The sequence below is a fragment of the Pseudomonas alloputida genome, assembly GCF_021283545.2.
Taxonomy (GTDB): Bacteria; Pseudomonadota; Gammaproteobacteria; order Pseudomonadales; family Pseudomonadaceae; genus Aquipseudomonas; species Aquipseudomonas alloputida.
In genome coordinates, this window is record NZ_CP128540.1 from 4,173,611 (window position 1) to 4,192,310 (window position 18,700).

18 protein-coding genes are annotated in these 18,700 nt (G+C 62.2%); 10 read left to right on the forward strand and 8 right to left on the reverse strand.

Annotation, left to right across the window (positions count from 1 at the left end; translation table 11 throughout):
• Positions 1–164: 164 nt before the first annotated feature.
• The 5 genes from rloA (at position 165) to LU682_RS19335 (ending at position 5,586) form a co-directional block, all read left to right on the forward strand.
• Entirely contained in the window at positions 165–701 is a 537-nt protein-coding gene (rloA, locus tag LU682_RS19315; protein ID WP_010953297.1) for a retropepsin-like aspartic peptidase RloA, read from the forward strand.
• 5 nt (positions 702–706) lie between these two features.
• The gene (gene rloB / locus LU682_RS19320) at positions 707–2,242 is read left to right on the forward strand and encodes an osmotic stress tolerance membrane protein RloB (RefSeq protein WP_010953296.1); all 1,536 of its coding nucleotides are present in this window, start codon (positions 707–709) and stop codon (positions 2,240–2,242) included.
• Positions 2,242–3,222: an alpha-L-glutamate ligase-like protein gene (locus LU682_RS19325; protein ID WP_010953295.1), complete on the forward strand. Its 981-nt coding sequence runs from the start codon at positions 2,242–2,244 to the stop codon at positions 3,220–3,222. Before rloB ends, LU682_RS19325 begins: the two co-directional genes overlap by 1 nt.
• A 208-nt stretch (positions 3,223–3,430) precedes the next feature.
• Complete coding sequence (pabB, locus tag LU682_RS19330; RefSeq protein WP_010953294.1) at positions 3,431–4,771, forward strand: aminodeoxychorismate synthase component I; 1,341 nt, start codon at positions 3,431–3,433, stop codon at positions 4,769–4,771.
• 80 nt (positions 4,772–4,851) lie between these two features.
• On the forward strand, positions 4,852–5,586 hold the full coding sequence (locus LU682_RS19335) for a phosphoadenylyl-sulfate reductase (protein WP_003250299.1): 735 nt from the start codon (positions 4,852–4,854) through the stop codon (positions 5,584–5,586).
• Between the two features lie 169 nt (positions 5,587–5,755).
• Here the strand turns inward: LU682_RS19335 and cysB are convergent, their stop codons facing one another.
• The 3 genes from cysB to LU682_RS19350 all read right to left on the reverse strand — a co-directional run bounded on the left by cysB (position 5,756) and on the right by LU682_RS19350 (position 8,428).
• A complete protein-coding gene (gene cysB, locus LU682_RS19340) occupies positions 5,756–6,730 on the reverse strand; it encodes an HTH-type transcriptional regulator CysB (protein ID WP_010953293.1) in 975 nt (324 codons plus the stop codon).
• A gap of 128 nt (positions 6,731–6,858) precedes the next feature.
• A complete protein-coding gene (locus LU682_RS19345; protein ID WP_003250295.1) occupies positions 6,859–7,356 on the reverse strand; it encodes a universal stress protein in 498 nt (165 codons plus the stop codon).
• A gap of 124 nt (positions 7,357–7,480) precedes the next feature.
• Positions 7,481–8,428 (reverse strand): putative 2-dehydropantoate 2-reductase, encoded by a 948-nt coding sequence (locus LU682_RS19350; protein WP_010953292.1) that lies wholly within the window; start codon positions 8,426–8,428, stop codon positions 7,481–7,483.
• 232 nt (positions 8,429–8,660) lie between these two features.
• On the opposite strand from LU682_RS19350, the gene LU682_RS19355 reads away from it, so the two are divergent.
• Together LU682_RS19355 and ltrA are read left to right on the forward strand one after the other, a co-directional pair.
• A complete protein-coding gene (locus LU682_RS19355; RefSeq protein WP_014591663.1) occupies positions 8,661–9,737 on the forward strand; it encodes a 3-deoxy-7-phosphoheptulonate synthase in 1,077 nt (358 codons plus the stop codon).
• Between the two features lie 473 nt (positions 9,738–10,210).
• Entirely contained in the window at positions 10,211–11,632 is a 1,422-nt protein-coding gene (gene ltrA, locus LU682_RS19360) for a group II intron reverse transcriptase/maturase (RefSeq protein WP_138868007.1), read from the forward strand.
• Between the two features lie 94 nt (positions 11,633–11,726).
• Here ltrA and LU682_RS19365 read toward each other — a convergent pair whose 3' ends face one another.
• Positions 11,727–12,008 (reverse strand): GNAT family N-acetyltransferase, encoded by a 282-nt coding sequence (locus tag LU682_RS19365; RefSeq protein ID WP_003250290.1) that lies wholly within the window; start codon positions 12,006–12,008, stop codon positions 11,727–11,729.
• Between the two features lie 507 nt (positions 12,009–12,515).
• Here LU682_RS19365 and LU682_RS19370 point away from each other — a divergent pair.
• Positions 12,516–12,767 carry an Lpp/OprI family alanine-zipper lipoprotein gene (locus LU682_RS19370; protein WP_003250288.1) on the forward strand — a complete coding sequence of 84 codons (252 nt, stop codon included), beginning with the start codon at positions 12,516–12,518 and terminating at the stop codon, positions 12,765–12,767.
• A 133-nt stretch (positions 12,768–12,900) separates the two neighbouring features.
• Here LU682_RS19370 and LU682_RS19375 read toward each other — a convergent pair whose 3' ends face one another.
• The 3 genes from LU682_RS19375 to LU682_RS19385 form a co-directional block, all read right to left on the reverse strand.
• Positions 12,901–13,878 (reverse strand): L,D-transpeptidase family protein, encoded by a 978-nt coding sequence (locus LU682_RS19375; protein WP_010953288.1) that lies wholly within the window; start codon positions 13,876–13,878, stop codon positions 12,901–12,903.
• A 113-nt stretch (positions 13,879–13,991) separates the two neighbouring features.
• Positions 13,992–14,282, reverse strand: coding sequence for a hypothetical protein (locus LU682_RS19380; RefSeq protein ID WP_014591666.1), 291 nt, complete (start codon positions 14,280–14,282; stop codon positions 13,992–13,994).
• A 58-nt stretch (positions 14,283–14,340) separates the two neighbouring features.
• Complete coding sequence (locus LU682_RS19385) at positions 14,341–14,946, reverse strand: arylesterase (RefSeq protein ID WP_010953286.1); 606 nt, start codon at positions 14,944–14,946, stop codon at positions 14,341–14,343.
• A gap of 10 nt (positions 14,947–14,956) precedes the next feature.
• Here LU682_RS19385 and LU682_RS19390 point away from each other — a divergent pair, with 10 nt between their 5' ends.
• Positions 14,957–15,643 (forward strand): ABC transporter ATP-binding protein, encoded by a 687-nt coding sequence (locus LU682_RS19390; RefSeq protein WP_010953285.1) that lies wholly within the window; start codon positions 14,957–14,959, stop codon positions 15,641–15,643.
• Complete coding sequence (locus tag LU682_RS19395; protein WP_049587564.1) at positions 15,640–18,147, forward strand: ABC transporter permease; 2,508 nt, start codon at positions 15,640–15,642, stop codon at positions 18,145–18,147. The genes LU682_RS19390 and LU682_RS19395 overlap by 4 nt, the downstream gene beginning before the upstream one ends.
• A gap of 63 nt (positions 18,148–18,210) precedes the next feature.
• On the opposite strand, the gene greB is transcribed toward LU682_RS19395, so the two are convergent.
• On the reverse strand, positions 18,211–18,699 hold the full coding sequence (greB, locus tag LU682_RS19400; RefSeq protein ID WP_010953283.1) for a transcription elongation factor GreB: 489 nt from the start codon (positions 18,697–18,699) through the stop codon (positions 18,211–18,213).
• Position 18,700: the final 1 nt, after the last annotated feature.

The window sequence follows — 18,700 nt, forward strand, 5'->3', positions numbered from 1 at the left end:
AAGACGTCGGCGTGATAGAATGCCGCGCCTCCGATGGGGTATGGATAGCCTGTCTGTCATGCATTCGTGCCTGTTGACAGATAAACGAGGAAGCTTGCGCAGTAATTGCCAGTCACCTTGACCTGAACCTTGCCTAGAACCTTGCAATGCACCGCGCCAGGAATATGAGACTTACACCCGTTTTATTGCTGCTATGCCTCACCCTGCTGCCGGCCCTTGGCCAGGCTGCGGGCAAGACCGTGTATGGTCTCAACGAATACGCACATCTGGGCGACCTGGACCTGGAAGTGGCCGCCAAGCTCGACACCGGTGCCAAGACCGCGTCGCTCAGCGCCCGCGACATCAAGCGGTTCAAGCGCAATGGCGAAAGCTGGGTACGCTTCTACCTCGCCATCGATGCGGCCCATTCGCACCCGATCGAACGCCCACTGGCACGCGTCAGCAAGATCAAGCGCCGGGCCGGCGACTATGATGCCGAATCGGGCAAGGCCTACACGGCCCGCCCGGTCATCGAACTCGAAATCTGCATGGGCCAGACCAGGCGCACCATCGAAGTCAACCTCACCGACCGCAGCGCGTTCCAGTTCCCGCTGCTGATCGGTTCCGAGGCGCTCAAGCACTTCGACGCACTGGTTGACCCAAGCCTTAAATATGCGGCCGGCAAACCTGCCTGTGCCACCGACGCTCCCAAAGCAGAGTAATCCCGATGCGCTCTCTTACCCTCCATCTGAAAGTCCTGATCACCGTGCTGGTGCTATTGGGCGTGGCGGTCACGGCTTATCAGATCTTCGTGCTCGGCATCCCGGTGACCGAGGATGAAACCGACGACCTGTGGAACATCGACGCCAAGGTCGAGTTCGTGGCCAGCAGCAAGGACCCGGTCAAGGTGCAGATGTTCGTGCCACCGCTGAACCGCGACTACGTCAGCCTCAACGAGAGCTTCATCTCCAACAACTACGGGGTCAGCATCAACCGTGCCGACGGCAACCGCAAGGTTACCTGGTCGGCACGTCGCGCCAGTGGCAACCAGACCCTCTACTACCGCCTGGTACTGACCAAGCGCTACAGCAACGAGAAGACCAAGGTCAAAGGCCCGACCTTCCGTGACAGCCTGGCCGTCGAAGGCCCCGAGAAGATCGCCGCTGAAGCCCTGATGGCGCCTATACGTCAGCACTCGGCCGACGTCGAGACCTTCGTCAGCGAGACCATCAAGCGGGTCAACAACCTCAACGACGACAACGTCAAGCTGCTGCTGGCCGGCGACACTTCGGCAATGAAGAAGGCCCAGGTCATCGACCTGCTGCTGTCGATCGCCCACGTGCCGATGGAAAAGGTGCACACCATCCGCCTGCTGGCCGACACCCCGCAAACCCCGGAGCTGTGGCTGCGCAGCTTCAACGGCGACGACTGGCTGTACTTCAACCCGGACACCGGTGAGCAAGGCCTGCCGAGCGACCGCCTGCTGTGGTGGACCGGTGACGACAACCTGATCACCGTCGATGGCGGCAAGAAGGCCACCGTCACCTTCAGCATGAACAACAGCGAGATGAACGCCATCCGCCTGGCCAAGCTGACCGACGAGAACACCGACGCCGACTTCCTCGAATACTCGCTGTACGGCCTGCCACTGCAAACCCAGCAAACCTTCATGATCATGGTCATGATCCCGATCGGCGTGCTGGTGATCCTGGTGCTGCGCAACCTGATCGGCATCCAGGCCCTGGGCACATTCACCCCGGTGCTGATCGCCCTGGCGTTCCGCGAAACCCAGCTGGGCTTCGGTATCATGCTGTTCACGGTGATCACAGCACTGGGCCTGTCGCTGCGCTCGTACCTGGAACACCTCAAGCTGCAGATGCTGCCACGCCTGTCGGTGGTATTGACCTTCGTCGTGGTGCTGATTGCCGCCATCAGCCTGTTCAGCCACAAGCTGGGCCTTGAACGCGGGCTGTCGGTAGCGCTGTTCCCGATGGTGATCCTGACCATGACCATCGAACGCCTGTCGATCACCTGGGAGGAGCGTGGTGGCGGCCATGCCATGAAAGTGGCCATCGGCACCCTGTTCGCCGCCTCCCTGGCACACCTGCTGATGATGGTGCCGGAGCTGGTGTACTTCGTGTTCACCTTCCCGGCGGTGCTGCTGATCCTGGTGGGCTTCATGCTGGCGATGGGCCGTTATCGCGGCTACCGCCTGACCGAGCTCGTGCGCTTCAAGGCTTTCCTGAACAAGGCAGACACCTGATGTTTGGCCTCATCAAGACGTGGAAAGCCCTGGAGGCCCGGGGCATCATGGGGATCAACCGGCGTAACGCGGACTATGTGCTGAAGTACAACAAGCGCAACCTGTACCCGATCGTCGACGACAAGATCATCACCAAGGAGCGCGCACTGGCGGCCGGCATCCATGTGCCGGAAATGTACGGCATCATCGAGACCGAAAAAGAGATCGAGAAGCTCGACCAGATCATCGGCGGTCGCAGCGATTTCGTCATCAAGCCGGCGCAAGGCGCCGGCGGTGACGGCATCCTGGTAATCGCCGACCGCTTCGAGGATCGCTACCGCACAGTGTCGGGCAAGATCATCAGCCATGAGGAAATCGAGCACCAGATTTCCAGCATCCTCACTGGGCTGTACTCCCTCGGCGGGCACCGCGACCGCGCGCTGATCGAGTACCGCGTGACCCCGGACCAGATATTCAAGAGCATCAGCTACGAAGGTGTACCGGACATCCGCATCATCGTGCTGATGGGCTACCCGGTAATGGCCATGCTGCGCCTGCCGACCCGCCAGTCCGGCGGCAAGGCCAACCTGCACCAGGGCGCCATCGGTGTGGGTGTCGACCTGGCCACCGGCGTGACCCTGCGCGGCACCTGGCTGAACAACATCATCAGCAAGCACCCGGACACCACCAACGCGGTGGACGGCGTACAACTGCCGAACTGGGACGGTTTCATGAAGCTGGCCGCTGGCTGCTATGAACTGTGCGGCCTGGGCTATATCGGCGTGGACATGGTGCTTGACCAGGACAAGGGCCCGCTGATTCTGGAGCTCAACGCCCGCCCGGGGCTGAACATCCAGATTGCCAACGACTGCGGCCTGACTCAGCGCACCCATGCCATCGAGGCGCACATCGAAGCACTGGCCAAGGAGGGTGTGACCGAAGACGCCGAGCAGCGGGTACGGGTAGCACAGGGTCTGTTCGGGCATGTGCCCAACCGCTGAAATACAGGGGCTGCCTTGCAGCCCATTCGCAGCACAAGGTTGCTCTTGCAAGCACTGCAGTTGATTCAAGCGCTTCGCTCGACCTGCAGGAACTGCCTTGTGCTGCGTATGGGCCAAACACAATGTTGAATGTCGTACCCAGCGCTAGGCGCTTTTCCTGCACAGGTCTACAATCGCCCTCCTCGCTTTTACATCGCCGTCCATACTGATGCCGACCTGCACGCTACACCCCCTGCCCTACCAGCCCGACCCTGCCGCCTATTTCGCCCACCTGCGCCAGGCCCCCGGTGCGATCCTGCTCGACAGCGCTCGCCCCGGCGCCGAACGCGGGCGTTTCGACCTGCTCAGCGCCTGGCCGCTGCAACAACTGCAGGCGCAGCCCGATGAAGATGGCCGCGTCTTCCTCCAGCGCCTGCGCGCTGGCCTGGCACAACTGGGCCACGCCGACTTGCCCAACGGTGTAGAGCTGCCCTTCGCCGGGGGCCTGATCGGCTACCTGAGCTACGACTTCGGCCGCCGCCTGGAACACCTGCCAAGCCTGGCCGTGGACGACCTGGGCCTGCCAGACGCACAACTGGGCCTGTATGCCTGGGCACTGGTCAGCGATCACTTGCTCGGCACCAGCCAGCTGGTGTTCCACCCTAGCCTGGCCGGCGACGAGCGCGAACGCCTGATCAGCCTGTTCCAGGACACCAGCGCCACCACCGGCGACTTCCGGCTGCTCGCGCCGATGGCCGGTGACCTGGAGCCGGAGCAATACAAAACCGCTTTCGACCAGGTACAACGCTACATCCAGGCCGGTGACTGCTACCAGATCAACCTCACCCAACGCTTTCGCGCACCCTGCCAAGGCGATCCATGGCGGGCCTACCAGGCCCTGCGCCAGGCCTGCCCGACCCCCTTCTCCGGCTACCAGCAACTGGCCGACGGCAGTACCCTGCTGAGCTTTTCGCCCGAGCGCTTCATCCGCGTCAGCCAGGGCCAGGTGGAAACCCGGCCGATCAAGGGCACCCGCCCACGCGCCAGTGACCCGGCGCAAGACCAGCGTAATGCCCAGGAGCTGCTGCACAGCCCGAAGGACCGCTCGGAAAACCTGATGATCGTCGACCTGCTGCGCAACGACCTGGGGCGCACGTGCGAGATTGGCTCAGTGAAGGTACCGGAACTGTTCAGCCTGGAGAGTTACCCCAACGTGCACCATCTGGTCAGCAGCATCACCGGCCAGCTGGCCAGCGACAAGGATGCGCTGGACCTGATCGGCGACAGCTTCCCTGGCGGCTCGATCACCGGCGCACCGAAGATCCGCGCCATGCAGATCATCGACGAACTGGAGCCCGCGCGCCGCGCGCTGTACTGCGGCTCGCTGCTGTATGTGGATGTGCGCGGCGAAATGGACAGTTCGATCGCCATTCGCAGCTTGCTGATCAAAGATGGCCAGGTCAGTTGCTGGGGCGGCGGCGCGGTGGTAGCCGACTCGCAGTGGCAGGCCGAGTATGAAGAGTCGATCGCCAAAGTGCGGGTGCTGATGCAGACCCTGCAGGGCTTGTGAGCCCATCTAGACCACGATTTTTTTGTTACCATCCCCCTACTACGAGCGCACAGCGCCACAGCCAAGATGGAAACCGCCTGATGAGCCAACCCTTCGACGTCGCCGCCCTGGCCGCGACCTATGCCAACAAGTCCCCGCAGGACATCCTCAAGCTTGCCTTCGAGCACTTCGGTGATGACCTGTGGATCTCCTTCAGCGGCGCCGAGGATGTGGTGCTGGTCGACATGGCCTGGAAGCTGAACAAGCAGGTAAAGGTATTCAGCCTCGACACTGGGCGCCTGCACCCGGAGACCTACCGGTTCATCGACCAGGTACGCGAACAGTACAACCTGCCCATCGAGATCCTCAGCCCCGACCGCGCCAAGCTCGACCCGTTCGTCAAGGAAAAGGGCCTGTTCAGCTTCTACAAGGACGGCCATGGCGAGTGCTGCGGCATTCGCAAGATCGAGCCGCTGCGACGCAAGCTGGCCACCGTCAGCGCCTGGGCCACCGGCCAGCGCCGCGACCAAAGCCCGGGCACCCGCAGCCAGGTGGCGGCACTGGAAATCGACAGCGCCTTTTCCACGCCTGAGCGCACGCTGTACAAGTTCAACCCACTGGCGCAGATGAGCAGTGAAGAGGTATGGGGTTATATCCGCATGCTCGAGCTGCCGTACAACAGCCTGCACGAGCGTGGCTTCATCAGCATTGGCTGCGAGCCATGCACCCGCCCGGTGCTGCCAAACCAGCATGAGCGTGAAGGGCGCTGGTGGTGGGAAGAGTCGACGCAGAAGGAATGCGGGTTGCATGCGGGCAACCTGATCAGCAAGGCTTGAGATAGCTAGGGCGGCCTGTAGGAGCGGGTTTACCCGCGAAGAAGACACCGCGGTGGATGGCACGGGCTTCGCCCGTGTTCGCGGGCAAGCCCGCTCCCACAGGGATCGCGCCAGCTTTTAGACATTGAGCAAGGGCCGTTACTCCCACAGCGGCCCCATCACCCCCGAATCAGTGCACCGGCAGTTCGACGCCTTCGAACAATTCTTCCAGCTCTTGCTTGTTATGGCACTGAATGGCCTTGGCCATCACTTCACGGGTCAGGTGCGGGGCAAACTTCTCGATGAAGTCGCACATGAAGCCGCGCAGGAAGGTGCCACGACGGAAGCCGATCTTGGTGATGCTGGCTTCAAACAGCTCACTGGCATCCAGCGCCACCAAGTCACTGTCGAGCTTGGCGTCCACAGCCATGCCGGCAACGATACCCACGCCCAACCCCAGGCGCACATACGTCTTGATCACGTCGGCGTCAGCCGCGGTGAAGACCACTTTTGGCGTGAGGCCACGGTGATTGAAAGCTTCATCCAGCTTTGAGCGCCCGGTGAAACCGAACACGTAGGTGACGATCGGGTACTCGGCGACGGCTTCCAGGGTCAGTTTCGGCAGCTTGGCCAGCGGGTGCCCCTGCGGCACCACAACGCAACGGTTCCACTTGTAGCACGGCATCATGATCAGGTCGCCGAACAGCTCCAGCGCCTCGGTGGCGATGGCGAAATCGACCGTACCGTCCGCAGCCATCTCGGCAATCTGCATGGGCGAACCCTGATGCATGTGCAGGGACACCTCCGGATACTGCTTGATGAAGCTGCTGATAACCGGCGGCAACGCATAGCGCGCCTGGGTGTGGGTGGTGGCGATGGACAGCGTGCCCTTCTTCTCGTTGGAGAACTCCTGGGCAATCTGCTTGATGCTCTCGACCTTGCGCAGGATTTCGCCTGCGGTATTGATGATGCGCTCACCGGCCGGGGTAACGCGGGTCAGATGCTTGCCGCTGCGGGCAAAGACTTCAACACCCAATTCGTCTTCGAGCAGGCGGATCTGCTTGCTGATACCTGGCTGGGAGGTATACAGGCTCTGCGCCGTCGCGGAGACGTTGAGGTCATGGTGCGCCACTTCCCAGATGTAGCGCAGTTGTTGAAGCTTCATAGGTTTCCCTCGGTTCAGCGGTGAGTCCGCGGCAGCAGGCAGCGACGATATATAACTATATTAGTGGTTCTGGAAATAAATCTAGAACTATTTTGTTACATGCCCGCGGAAATGGACTGCACCTATCTTCACGTTTTCCTACGCCCCAGATGCTGCGCCAAGGGCACCATGTACACCGGCACCGGCGACAGCTGCAGCAGCCGCACCGCCGTGCGCCCCAGCGGTACATCCACCCCGGCACCGGCACTGTGGCTACCAAATATCAACAGGTCGACGCTTAGCCGCTGGGCCTGGTCGAGAATCACCTGCGCCGGGTCGCCCTGCCGCACACGCACGGCCTTGATCACCGCCAGGTCAGCCTCTTCGCCCAACTCGTCGCGAAAGTTTTCCAGTACACGCTGCTCTATGTTCGCCATCACCGTGTTCACCCCCTGGCTGTGCAATTGATCGAGCGTCTGCTCATCGAGGTAGCTTTGCAGGAGGGATTCGGCGAACTGGCCCATCGGCTCGACCGCGTGGATCACATACAACTCGGCACCGAACGTGCGCGCCAGGGCCAGCGCATGTTGCATCACGAAAGGGGCGTAGACACCGAGGTCGGTGGCGTACAGCATGGAGCGGATCATTCGACCTCCTCGACTGCCGCAGCGGCAGAGCAAGCTTCAGCTTAGCAGCGCGCCGGACGCTCGCTTTGCCGTCCGGCGCGCTGCTGCCGTGGGCTGGAGGGCCCCGCCGAAGCCTCGGCCACCCTCAGGCCGGCCGGTCGCTGCAGTCGATGAAACTCAGCGCTTGGTACAGCATTTCAGTGCGCGGCATGCTGCAGCCTGCCGCCCGTGCGCGTGCCAGCGGCTCGGCGTAAATGGCCTCCAGCTCCAACGGGCGTTTGTGGACATGGTCGTGATACATGCTCGGCCAGTAGTCGGGCATGCGCTCGGTCACCTGGAACAAGTGCTCGGCATAGCCCGCGGGCAGTACATGGCCACAGGCTGCCGCCCCCTGCACCACCTCGGCCATCAAGGCCTGTATCAGCTCGCGACTATTGCTGTCGGCCATCAGTGGCGAAGTGCTGGCCCCCAGCAGCACCGACAGCCCGTTGTAAGGCACGTTCCACACCAGCTTCTGCCAGCGCGCCAAGGCCAGGTTCGGCATGGCCTGCGAGTCGATCCCCGCAGCCTGGAACAACCCGGCGCCTTCATTCACCAGCGCGACACCGCAATCGGAGGCCGGCCCACTGTGATACCCCAGGTTGACCGCCCCCAGCGCCTGGTGGCGGATTACACCTGGAGCCAGGCGGTTGACGCAGATGAAGCACAGGCCGCCGAGCAGGTGCATGTCGCTGCGCAAGGCCGGACGCAACTGCTCCTCGACACCCAGGCCGTTCTGCAACAGCACCACCTTGGCGCCGGGCGCAGCAGCCTGGACGATCAACGGTGCCAACTGCTCGTTGCTGGTGGCCTTGGCCCCGATCAGGAGCCAGTCACAGGGCGGCATGTCAGCGGCACTGACGTAAGCCTGCACCCGCATGTGCAGTGCGCCATGCACGGCACTGTCCAGGCTCAGCCCGCGCTCACAAACGGCCTGGTACTCGCTGCGCAACAGAAAATGCACATCGAAACCGGCCCGGGCCAGCATCAACCCATAAAAGCCGCCGATGGCGCCACTGCCGATGATGCCGATGCGAGGGGGGTGCGAATGCATGCCAATCTCCAGGTAAAGGGTCAGCACTCTTTTTACACAGGTTACGTCGCGCTGGGCAGCCCATTAGCGCGCAACACCCTCGCTCAGGTAAAAACCCCACAATGACTGGGTTCAGCCCATTGTCGTGCCATCTGTAACGCGCTAAGGTTCGGCTCCCCGCTGCGATTATTCTTGCTGCTGGGCCGCACGGGGATAGTTGGCGGCCGGCACCCGTGACCTGACGAGTAACACGATGGCTGATTTACCGATCGATGACTTGAACGTTGCCTCCAACGAGACCCTGATCACCCCTGATCAGCTCAAGAAGGAAATCCCCCTCAGCGCCAAGGCCCTGCAGACCGTGACTGCCGGCCGTGAAGTGGTGCGCAATATTCTCGACGGCAAGGACCATCGCCTGTTCGTCGTGGTCGGCCCTTGCTCCATCCACGACATCAAGGCAGCCCACGAATACGCCGAGCGCCTGAAAGTGCTGGCCGAAGAAGTGTCCGATACGCTGTACCTGGTCATGCGCGTGTACTTCGAAAAGCCGCGCACCACCGTCGGCTGGAAAGGCCTGATCAACGATCCGTACCTGGATGACTCGTTCAAGATCCAGGACGGCCTGCACATCGGCCGCAAGTTGCTGCTGGACCTGGCCGAAATGGGCCTGCCGACCGCCACCGAAGCGCTCGACCCGATTTCGCCGCAGTACCTGCAAGACCTGATCAGCTGGTCGGCCATCGGTGCCCGCACCACCGAATCGCAAACACACCGCGAGATGGCCTCGGGCCTGTCCTCGGCGGTGGGTTTCAAGAACGGTACCGATGGCGGCCTGACCGTTGCCATCAATGCCCTGCAGTCGGTGTCCAAGCCGCACCGCTTCCTGGGCATCAACCAGGAAGGCGGCGTGTCGATCGTCACCACCAAGGGCAACCCATACGGCCACGTGGTACTGCGCGGCGGCAATGGCAAGCCGAACTACGACTCGGTCAGCGTCGCCCTGTGCGAACAGGACCTGGCCAAGGCCAAGATCAAGGCCAACATCATGGTCGACTGCAGCCATGCCAACTCCAACAAGGACCCGGCCCTGCAACCGCTGGTGATGGAGAACGTCGCCAACCAGATTCTCGAAGGCAACCAGTCGATCATCGGCCTGATGGTCGAAAGCCACCTGAACTGGGGCTGTCAGTCCATTCCGAAAAACCTGGACGATTTGCAGTATGGCGTGTCGATCACGGACGCCTGCATCGACTGGTCGGCTACCGAGAAAACCCTGCGCAGCATGCATGCCAAGCTCAAGGATGTGCTGCCGCAGCGTAAGCGCGGCTGAACATTGCGGGAATGAAAAACGCCGGGCACTGCCCGGCGTTTTTTGTGTGCGCCAGGCATGGCGCGTTGCGCGTATGCGCAACCCGCTTGGTTGTGGTGGCCAAGTGGGTGACTTGGAGGTGAAAGTCCTCTACACACCCGGCAAGGGGAAGTGTTAGCCGGAGGCAAGGGTGTCGCGGGTGACCGCGAATCTGAAGGAAGCCCGAGGCAAAATGCTGGCCTGACGAACAGGAAGCGGATAGAGGCGGCACAGCGGGGTGAGGTGGCACAAATCGCCAAAGCCCAATACTTGCACGGAACGCTGTGACGTAGATCCGACAGGCATAAGCAGGAAGGTCGCGCGAATTACCCTGGGAGATCTGTACGTTTGCCATTGTGCTACCGCGCGTCGAAAGGCGACGGGATGAGCGTGCAGAAGTCAGCCGAAGCCGTAGTAAGTGGCGGTTAACCGCGCCACCAAGGGCCGAACAGGTTATGCCGCCAGTAGGCGTCGCCGTCTCGTTGGTAACCGTAATGCAGAAATTTCCCACAGCGGAAACTGTCATCCCGAGCTCCGGCCAGAAGCCGAGGGTGACGCCTGACAGTGCAAAGGTATCGACGGCGTCCGTGACGTGGACGAACGCGGAGCCGGACACGCTGATGGAGCGGGTGCTTGCACCGGCCAACCTCAGACGTGCGTATCAACGCGTGGTCAGCAACAAGGGAGCACCGGGTGCCGATGGCATGACGGTCGCTGACTTGGCGGGCTACGTGAGACAGTATTGGCCAACCCTCAAGGTCAGGTTACTGGCCGGTGAATACCAGCCCCAAGCAGTGCGAGCGGTTGAAATTCCCAAGCCGCAGGGCGGCACACGGCAACTGGGAATCCCCAGCGTCGTGGATCGCCTGATCCAGCAAGCACTGCAGCAGCAGCTCACACCTATCTTCGACCCACTGTTCTCGGACTACAGCTATGGTTTTCGTCCGGGCAGAAGTACGCATCAAGCCATCGAGATGGCCCGTGCTCATGTGACAGCGGGACACCGCTGGTGCGTGGAACTCGATCTGGAGAAGTTTTTCGATCGGGTCAATCACGACATCCTCATGGCCTGCATCGAACGTCGGATCAAAGACAAGTGCGTACTCAGGCTTATTCGCCGCTACCTTGAAGCCGGGATCATGTCGGGCGGTGTCGTCAGCCCACGGCAGGAGGGGACGCCGCAAGGCGGCCCGCTTTCGCCGTTGCTGTCGAATATCCTGCTCGACGAACTCGACCGCGAGCTGGAGCGGCGGGGCCATCGCTTCGTACGTTATGCCGATGATGCGAACATCTATGTACGCAGTCCCCGGGCCGGCGAACGGGTGTTGGTCAGCGTCGAGCGCTTCCTGAGAGAACGTCTGAAGCTGACGGTGAACAGGAAGAAAAGCCAAGTGGCAAGGGCGTGGAAGTGCGACTACCTAGGCTATGGGATGAGCTGGCACCAGCAGCCAAGGCTGCGCGTGGCAAGGATGAGCCTAGACCGCTTACGCGACCGGCTCAGAATGCTGCTGCGCAGCGTACGGGCTCGCAAAATGGCGACTGTCATCGAGCGGATCAACCCCGTCCTGAGAGGCTGGGCTAGCTACTTCAAGCTCAGCCAGAGCAAGCGGCCGCTTGAGGAACTGGATGGTTGGGTCAGGCACAAACTCCGCTGCGTCATCTGGCGTCAATGGAAGCAGCCTCCCACGAGGCTGAGAAACTTGATGCGCCTGGGGTTGAGCGAGGAGCGTGCCAACAAGTCAGCCTTCAATGGCCGAGGTCCATGGTGGAATTCGGGAGCGCAACATATGAACTACGCGCTGCCAAAGAAACTGTGGGACCGGCTCGGGCTGGTCTCGATACTGGATACGATTAACCGGCTTAGCCGCGTAACCTGAACCGCCGTGTACGGAACCGTACGCACGGTGGTGTGAGAGGACGGCGGGTGTGAATCCGCCTCCTACTCGATTGTGTCTGGTGCCTGTCGTCAGCTCAGGCCTTGCTCGAATGCCGCTGCTGGCGCTCCATGTAACGCTCCACATATGAGCAAGACGGGATCACCGTGTACCCCATCTGCTCGGCGTACTCCAGAGCCCGCTCGGTCAGGGCGGCAGCGATCCCACGGCCGCGCAGGGCGTTGGGCACGAAGGTGCGATAGATGTCCAGCGTCTGCTTGCCCAGATCCATGTACGTCAAGTAGGCACGATGACCGTCCACGTTGGTCTCGAACTGATGACCGGCCTGGTCATGGTGGATGGTCAGCGCTTCGCTCATCACTACTCCTCGCAGGTCTTCTCGGCAGACCCTTACCTTAACCGATGGTGGTTTATCCGGCACAGAATCCTCTATGCCACCTGTTGCCGCTTCGACCATTGGACGATTGTAATCGTTCGGATCGTCTGGCACTGACAAGATAGTAGGCACCGCAAGCGGGATTGCTCAAGGTGCTGGCGGTTAAAAAAGGCTAAACCGCCGCCTAGGCGACTTTCCCAAGCCCGCCCAACAGCCACCGGATGTACTAGGGCTTAAGACGCTGATCGACAGTTAAAGTCACCCTTAGTTCAACAAAAAAGTTCCTGTACCACAACCGCTTGCGAACCCTGCAGATTTTTTTCACAGACACGTCGCAAATCTTGTCGGCGCGGAGTCAAGCAACATTTTTTTTGCAGTTCTTGCGCTCTGTCAGTTTACTTACTACAAGTAATGGGTACTATGTACGCCGGCCAGTTTCTCTTTCCTGAGAGATGGCTATTTAATAGAAAGTCCTTGAAGGGGAACACGATGAACAACGTTCTGAAATTCTCTGCTCTGGCTCTGGCCGCAGTTCTGGCTACCGGTTGCAGCAGCGTATCCAAAGAAACCGAAGCTCGTCTGACTGCGACTGAAGACGCAGCAGCTCGCGCTCAAGCTCGTGCTGACGAAGCCTACCGTAAGGCTGACGACGCAATGGCAGCCGCTCAGAAGGCTCAGCAGACCGCTGACGAAGCCAACGAGCGCGCCCTGCGTATGCTGGACAAAGCCAGCCGCAAGTAATAATCCTCACGGATTGTTAAGAAGCCGACCCACTTGTGGGTCGGCTTTTTTATTGCCTTTGAAACCGGCAAACGCGGTCAGCAGGTACGAAAAGGCCTGCACTAAGGGCAGGCCTGGGTACGCCGAAATTACCTTACTGCAGTTCGGGCGGAATGCTCGTCACCATCGGTGCGGCCCCCTGGTTTTCCACCGGCACGGCAATTTCTACCGGCATACCATCTTCTGCAGCCACCACGTCACGCACCATGTCCCAGTTCATGCGTAGGTTATTGGCCAGGTCTTCGCGCTTGAGCAAGGCATTGATAACTGCGGTGTGTTTGTCGACAACCGACGGGTTACCCTGGTCATCCAGTGGCGTGTGTGCCTCAAGATAGACCTTGCCAGCGCTGATACCGAACTTGTAAGGCTCGTTGATGATGCGCACCGGAGTCCCCACCGGCACCATCTTCGACAGTTCAAGCACGTTGTTGTTGAACATGCGGAAGCAACCGTGACTGGTGCGCATGCCAATGCCGAACTTCTTGTTCGAACCATGGATCAGGTAGCCCGGTACGCCCAAGGTGAACTTGAACGGCCCCAGCGGGTTGTCCGGGCCAGCAGGCACCACAGTCGGCAGGATGTCACCGTCCTCGGCGTGCTCTTTGCGAATCGAAGCGGGCGGCGTCCAGGTCGGGTTGGGCGTCTTGGCGGTAATCCTGGTGTTGGCGATCGGCGACCCCCACCCCTCGCGACCAATGCCCAGCGGGAAGGTGTACACCACGCTCTCCCCCTTGGGGAAGTAGTACATGCGGTACTCGGCCAGGTTGATGACGATGCCTTCGCGCGGGCCCGGCGGCAGGACGAAACGGGTTGGCAGGATGATCTCGGTGCCGGCGCCCGGCAGCCAAGGGTCCACGCCGGGGTTGGCGGCAATCATTTCCAGGTAGCCGAGGTCGTTTGCGGTGCCGATATCGGCGAACGTGTCCTCGTACTTTGCCTTGATCACATGCACTTGGCCGACGATGTCTTCACCGGGCGGTGGCAGTGGCAGCTCCAGCGCAGCAGCGGGGCCCGCTATCAGCAGGGCGGCCAGGGACAGGCTACGGGTGACGGCAGGAAAGCGCGGCAACATCCGGTAAATCCTTCGAAAGGTGGGTCAAGAGGATCGATTGTACACCCGCGCCGATGCAAGCGGGAGGCATTGGCACGTTGCAAGCGTTTCAGATGATGAAAGGTGCTTTTCGTTCAGCTGCCGTGCAGCTCTGGCCACACCGGACGCATGCCACGTCGCTGGGCATCGAGGATGGCACGGCACAGCTCACAAAGGCGACCATCGCGGTAGATCGATCGCGGCACCCCCGACCAACGCGGCTGAGCTGGCAGCAGGCCGCCACACAAAGTACGGTCGACCGGCACGCCCAGCTCGAGCTGGCGGGCCACGAGGTGGACGCGGCTTTCCTGGCAGGCGAACAGGTCGAGCTGCTCGTCGGGCTCGATCAGTTGATAGGCATACAGGGACCAGGCAGGGCGCGGCATTTGGAGCACTCGAAACGGGGGGCGCAACATTAGCCCAAAGGCGGCCCCGTTTAAAGCTTCACAGCAAGGGTTTTATCGCTGGCCAGGCATTTTCCAGCAGGCGCTGCTGAGCCCCCTGGGCCGGATGGATGCCATCAGCCTGCATCAGTTCAGGCACTCCCCCTACCCCTTCGAGGAAAAACGGCACCAAAGGAACCTGTTTGTCCGCTGCCAGCTGTTCATACACCTTGGCAAAGGCGGTGGTGTAACGCACACCATAATTGGGCGGCAGGCGCATGCCCAATAACAGCACCTTGGCCCCTGCCTGACGCGAACGCTCGATCATCGAGGCAAGATTTTGTTGCAATTGTGCGGGCGACTGCCCGCGCAGGCCATCGTTGCCGCCCAGCTCCAGCACCACCAGGCTTGGTTTATGTGCTGCAAGCAGCGCCGGCAGCCGCGCCTGTCCACCTGCGCTGGTATCGCCACTGATCGAAGCATTGACCACTTTTTCGTCAAAACCTTCGTCCCTGAGGCGGGCCTGCAAGAGAGACACCCAGCCCTGACGGCTATCCAGGCCAAAACCGGCGCTGATACTATCGCCAACAACCAGCAGTGTTCCTGCCGCTGCGCTCTGGGCCAGGCAATACAGGGCCAGACCGGCACTCAACCACCACACTCGCATCGGATTCTCCATGAGCCCCAGCATTCTCGTTGCGCAGAACCTTAGCAAAGTGGTCCCCAGCGCGGAAGGTGACCTTACCATCCTCCACGCACTGTCTCTCGACCTGGCCCAAGGCGACAGCCTGGCCATCGTCGGCGCCTCGGGCTCTGGCAAGTCGACCCTGCTCGGTTTGCTCGCCGGCCTCGACCGGCCCAGCGCTGGCAGCGTCATGCTCGCCGGCCACGACCTGGGGCCACTGGATGAAGACCAGCGTGCCCGCGTGCGAGCCGAACATGTGGGTTTCGTGTTCCAGTCGTTCCAGTTACTCGACAGCCTCAATGCACTGGAAAACGTCATGCTGCCACTGGAACTGGACGGCCGCCGCGATGCCCGCGAACAGGCTCGCACTTTGCTGGAGCGGGTCGGCCTGGGCAAGCGCCTGAGCCACACACCTCGGCAGCTCTCGGGCGGCGAGCAGCAGCGCGTGGCAATCGCCCGCGCCTTCGCCGCGCAGCCTGCGGTGCTGTTCGCCGATGAGCCCACCGGTAACCTCGACAGCCACACCGGCGAACGCATCAGCGACTTGTTGTTCGAGCTGAACAAGGAGCGCGGCACTACCCTGGTGCTGGTCACCCATGACGAACGCCTGGCCCGCCGCTGCCGGCGCCAGATCCGCCTGGACGCGGGCCGCCTTGTGGCGCCGATGGAGGCCCGGTGAGCCGTATGCCGCTATCCCGCCTGTGTGGCCTGGCACTGCGCCAGTTGCTGCGCGATGTTCGCGCCAGTGAAGTGCGCGTGCTGTTCTTTGCCCTGTTGGTGGCGGTAGCTGCCAGCACCGCCATCGGCTATTTCGGCGCCCGCCTAAACGGCGCCATGCAGCTGCGCGCCAGCGAGTTTCTGGGCGCCGATCTGGTACTGCAGGGCAGCGCGCCGGCCCGCGAGCAACAGCTCGATGCCGGCAAGGCACTGGGCTTGCGCCATGCACGCGTGGTCGAGTTCACCAGCGTGGTCGGCGGCGACAATGGCATCCAGCTGTCCAGCGTAAAGGCCGCCGACGGCGCCTACCCATTGCGCGGGCAAGTACGCAGCGCTCCGGCACCTTATGCCGAAGAAACACCCGGCGGCGGCCCTGCCCCTGGCGAAGTGTGGGTCGAACCACGCCTGTTGGCGGCACTGGGGCTGGCGATCGGCGACAGCATCGACGTGGGCATCAAAACCCTGCGCATGAGCCGTGTGCTTACCTACGAACCGGACCGCGCCAACAACTTCTACAGCCTTACCCCGCGCGTGATGATGAACCTGGCCGACCTGGAAGCCACCGGCGTGATCCAGCCCGGCAGCCGGGTCACCTATCGCGACCTGTGGCGCGGCGATGCCGAGGCGCTGGCGCAGTATCGTCAGGCCGTGGAAAAAGACCTGGCCGCCAACCAGCGCCTGCGTGACACCCGTGATGGCAACCAACAGATCGGCGGCGCGCTGGGCAAAGCCGAACGCTACCTGAACATGGCCAGCCTGGTGGCTGTATTGCTGGCAGGCGTAGCCGTGGCACTGTCGGCCAGTCGCTATGCTGCACGCCGGCTGGACGCCAGTGCCCTGCTGCGCTGCCTGGGCCTGTCGCGCCACCAGGCATTGGGCCTGTATTGCCTGCAACTGGCCATGCTCGGCCTGGTCGCTGCCCTGGCCGGCGCCTTGCTCGGCTGGCTGGCTCAGCTGGGCCTGTTCCGCCTGCTGCACGGCTTGCTGCCGAGCGTGGTGCCCGCTGGCGGCATCGTTCCTGCGCTGGCAGGTATCGGTACCGGGCTGGTGGCACTGGCTGGCTTTGCCCTGCCGCCGATTGCAGCGCTGGGCCAGGTGCCGCCACTGCGCGTGCTGCGCCGTGACCTGCTGCCGATACCTGCGAGCAGTTGGCTGGTGTACGGCGCCGCCCTGCTCGCCCTGGGCCTGATCATGTGGCGCCTGAGCCTCGATCTGCTGCTCACCTTCGCCCTGCTCGGTGGCGGCCTGGTCGCTGCACTTCTGCTCGGCGGCCTGCTGTTGCTCGGTTTACGCAGCCTGCGCCAGCTGCTGGCCGGTGCGCCACTCACCTGGCGCCTGGGGCTGGGCCAGCTATTGCGCCACCCCACGGCGGCAGCAGGCCAGGCCCTGGCATTCGGCCTGATACTGCTGGCCATGGCCTTGGTCGCCCTGCTGCGCGCAGAGCTGCTCGATACCTGGCAAGCACAGCTACCCAAGGATGCGCCTAACCACTTCGCCCTGAACATCCTGCCAGATGACCGTGAGCCGTTCATTCAACACCTGCACCAGGTCAATGCCGCCTCAGCGCCGCTGTACCCGGTGACGCCCGGGCGCCTGGTGCAAATCAACGAAAAACCGGTACAGCAGGTGGTCAGCAAGGACTCGGCAGGCGAGCGCGCCGTGCAGCGCGACCTCAGCCTGACCTGGGCCGCCGAGTTGCCCGAAGGCAACGTGCTGACCGCAGGCAGTTGGTGGCCAGCCTTGCCAGCCGACAACGATATCCCCGGGGTTTCGGTGGAGGCGGAACTGGCCAGCAGCCTGAAACTGCAGATGGGCGACCTGCTGACGTTCGATATTGGCGGCCAGCAGCGCCAGGCCCGCGTCAGCAGCCTGCGCAACGTGCATTGGGACAGCTTCCAGCCGAACTTCTACATGATCTTCCAGCCTGGCACGCTGCAGGGGCTGCCGACCACTTACCTGACCAGCTTCTACCTGGCACCGGGGCATGACCTGGATGTCGTCGCGCTGTCACGGGCGTTTCCGGCGGTGACCATCCTGCAGGTGGATGCCTTGCTCGACCAGCTGCGCAGCATTCTCGCGCAGGTAACCCTGGCGGTGGAGTATGTGTTGCTGTTCGTGCTGGCCGCCGGGCTGGCAGTGCTGTTCGCCGGCTTGCAGGCCACGCTGGATGAGCGCATTCGCCAAGGGGCACTGTTGCGCGCACTGGGCGCGGCGCGGCCGTTGCTGGTCAAGGCCCGGCGAATCGAGTTCGGCCTGCTGGGTGCGGCCAGCGGGCTATTGGCGGCCGTGGGCTGCGAACTGATTACCTGGGTGCTGTACCGCTATGCCTTCGATTTGCAGTGGAGCCCGCACCCGTGGCTGCTGGTGTTGCCGCTGACGGGGGCACTGCTGGTGGGTGGTGCTGGGGTGCTGGGAACACGGCGGGCGTTGAATGCCAGCCCGCTGGCGGTGTTGCGCGAGGCTTGAGGCCTGGCAGTCAGCGCTTCTGCCGGGACAGCACATGCCTCAAGCTGACGCAAGACGGGCCAGTCAGTCCGTCGAGACGCCCTGGCCGTAACGGATGCTGCTCACATACCAGGTCGCTTCACCGGTAGGTGTATGCACCACCACCTCATCACCCTCCTCCTTCTTCAGCAAGGCACGGGCCATGGGCGAATCGATCGAGATGTAATCGTTGCGCCCGTAGATCTCGTCGTAGCCGACAATGCGAAACTTCATGGTCTCGCCCTCGTCGTTCTCGATCTCAACCCAGGCACCGAAAAACACTTTGCCTTCCTGCTCGGGCGAGTACGCCACCACTTTCACATCTTCAAGCCGCTTGCGCAGGTATCGCACCCTGCGGTCGATTTCGCGCAGCAGCTTCTTGTTGTACTGGTAGTCCGCGTTCTCGCTGCGGTCACCCAACGAAGCCGCCCAGGCAACCTTTTGGGTGATTTCCGGACGATACACCCGCCACAGGTGGTCCAGCTCTTTCTTCAGCGCCTCATGGCCTTCTGTGGTGATGATATTGGTGCTCAAT

Bases quoted from the DNA above. Each gene is read 5' to 3' on its own strand.
- rloA (WP_010953297.1), top strand. From the start codon at position 165: ATGAGACTTACACCCGTTTTATTGCTGCTATGCCTCACCCTGCTGCCG.
- rloB (WP_010953296.1), top strand. From the start codon at position 707: ATGCGCTCTCTTACCCTCCATCTGAAAGTCCTGATCACCGTGCTGGTG.
- LU682_RS19325 (WP_010953295.1), top strand. From the start codon at position 2,242: ATGTTTGGCCTCATCAAGACGTGGAAAGCCCTGGAGGCCCGGGGCATC.
- pabB (WP_010953294.1), top strand. From the start codon at position 3,431: ATGCCGACCTGCACGCTACACCCCCTGCCCTACCAGCCCGACCCTGCC.
- LU682_RS19335 (WP_003250299.1), top strand. From the start codon at position 4,852: ATGAGCCAACCCTTCGACGTCGCCGCCCTGGCCGCGACCTATGCCAAC.
- cysB (WP_010953293.1), bottom strand. From the start codon at position 6,730: ATGAAGCTTCAACAACTGCGCTACATCTGGGAAGTGGCGCACCATGAC.
- LU682_RS19345 (WP_003250295.1), bottom strand. From the start codon at position 7,356: ATGATCCGCTCCATGCTGTACGCCACCGACCTCGGTGTCTACGCCCCT.
- LU682_RS19350 (WP_010953292.1), bottom strand. From the start codon at position 8,428: ATGCATTCGCACCCCCCTCGCATCGGCATCATCGGCAGTGGCGCCATC.
- LU682_RS19355 (WP_014591663.1), top strand. From the start codon at position 8,661: ATGGCTGATTTACCGATCGATGACTTGAACGTTGCCTCCAACGAGACC.
- ltrA (WP_138868007.1), top strand. From the start codon at position 10,211: ATGCCGCCAGTAGGCGTCGCCGTCTCGTTGGTAACCGTAATGCAGAAA.
- LU682_RS19365 (WP_003250290.1), bottom strand. From the start codon at position 12,008: ATGAGCGAAGCGCTGACCATCCACCATGACCAGGCCGGTCATCAGTTC.
- LU682_RS19370 (WP_003250288.1), top strand. From the start codon at position 12,516: ATGAACAACGTTCTGAAATTCTCTGCTCTGGCTCTGGCCGCAGTTCTG.
- LU682_RS19375 (WP_010953288.1), bottom strand. From the start codon at position 13,878: ATGTTGCCGCGCTTTCCTGCCGTCACCCGTAGCCTGTCCCTGGCCGCC.
- LU682_RS19380 (WP_014591666.1), bottom strand. From the start codon at position 14,282: ATGCCGCGCCCTGCCTGGTCCCTGTATGCCTATCAACTGATCGAGCCC.
- LU682_RS19385 (WP_010953286.1), bottom strand. From the start codon at position 14,946: ATGCGAGTGTGGTGGTTGAGTGCCGGTCTGGCCCTGTATTGCCTGGCC.
- LU682_RS19390 (WP_010953285.1), top strand. From the start codon at position 14,957: ATGAGCCCCAGCATTCTCGTTGCGCAGAACCTTAGCAAAGTGGTCCCC.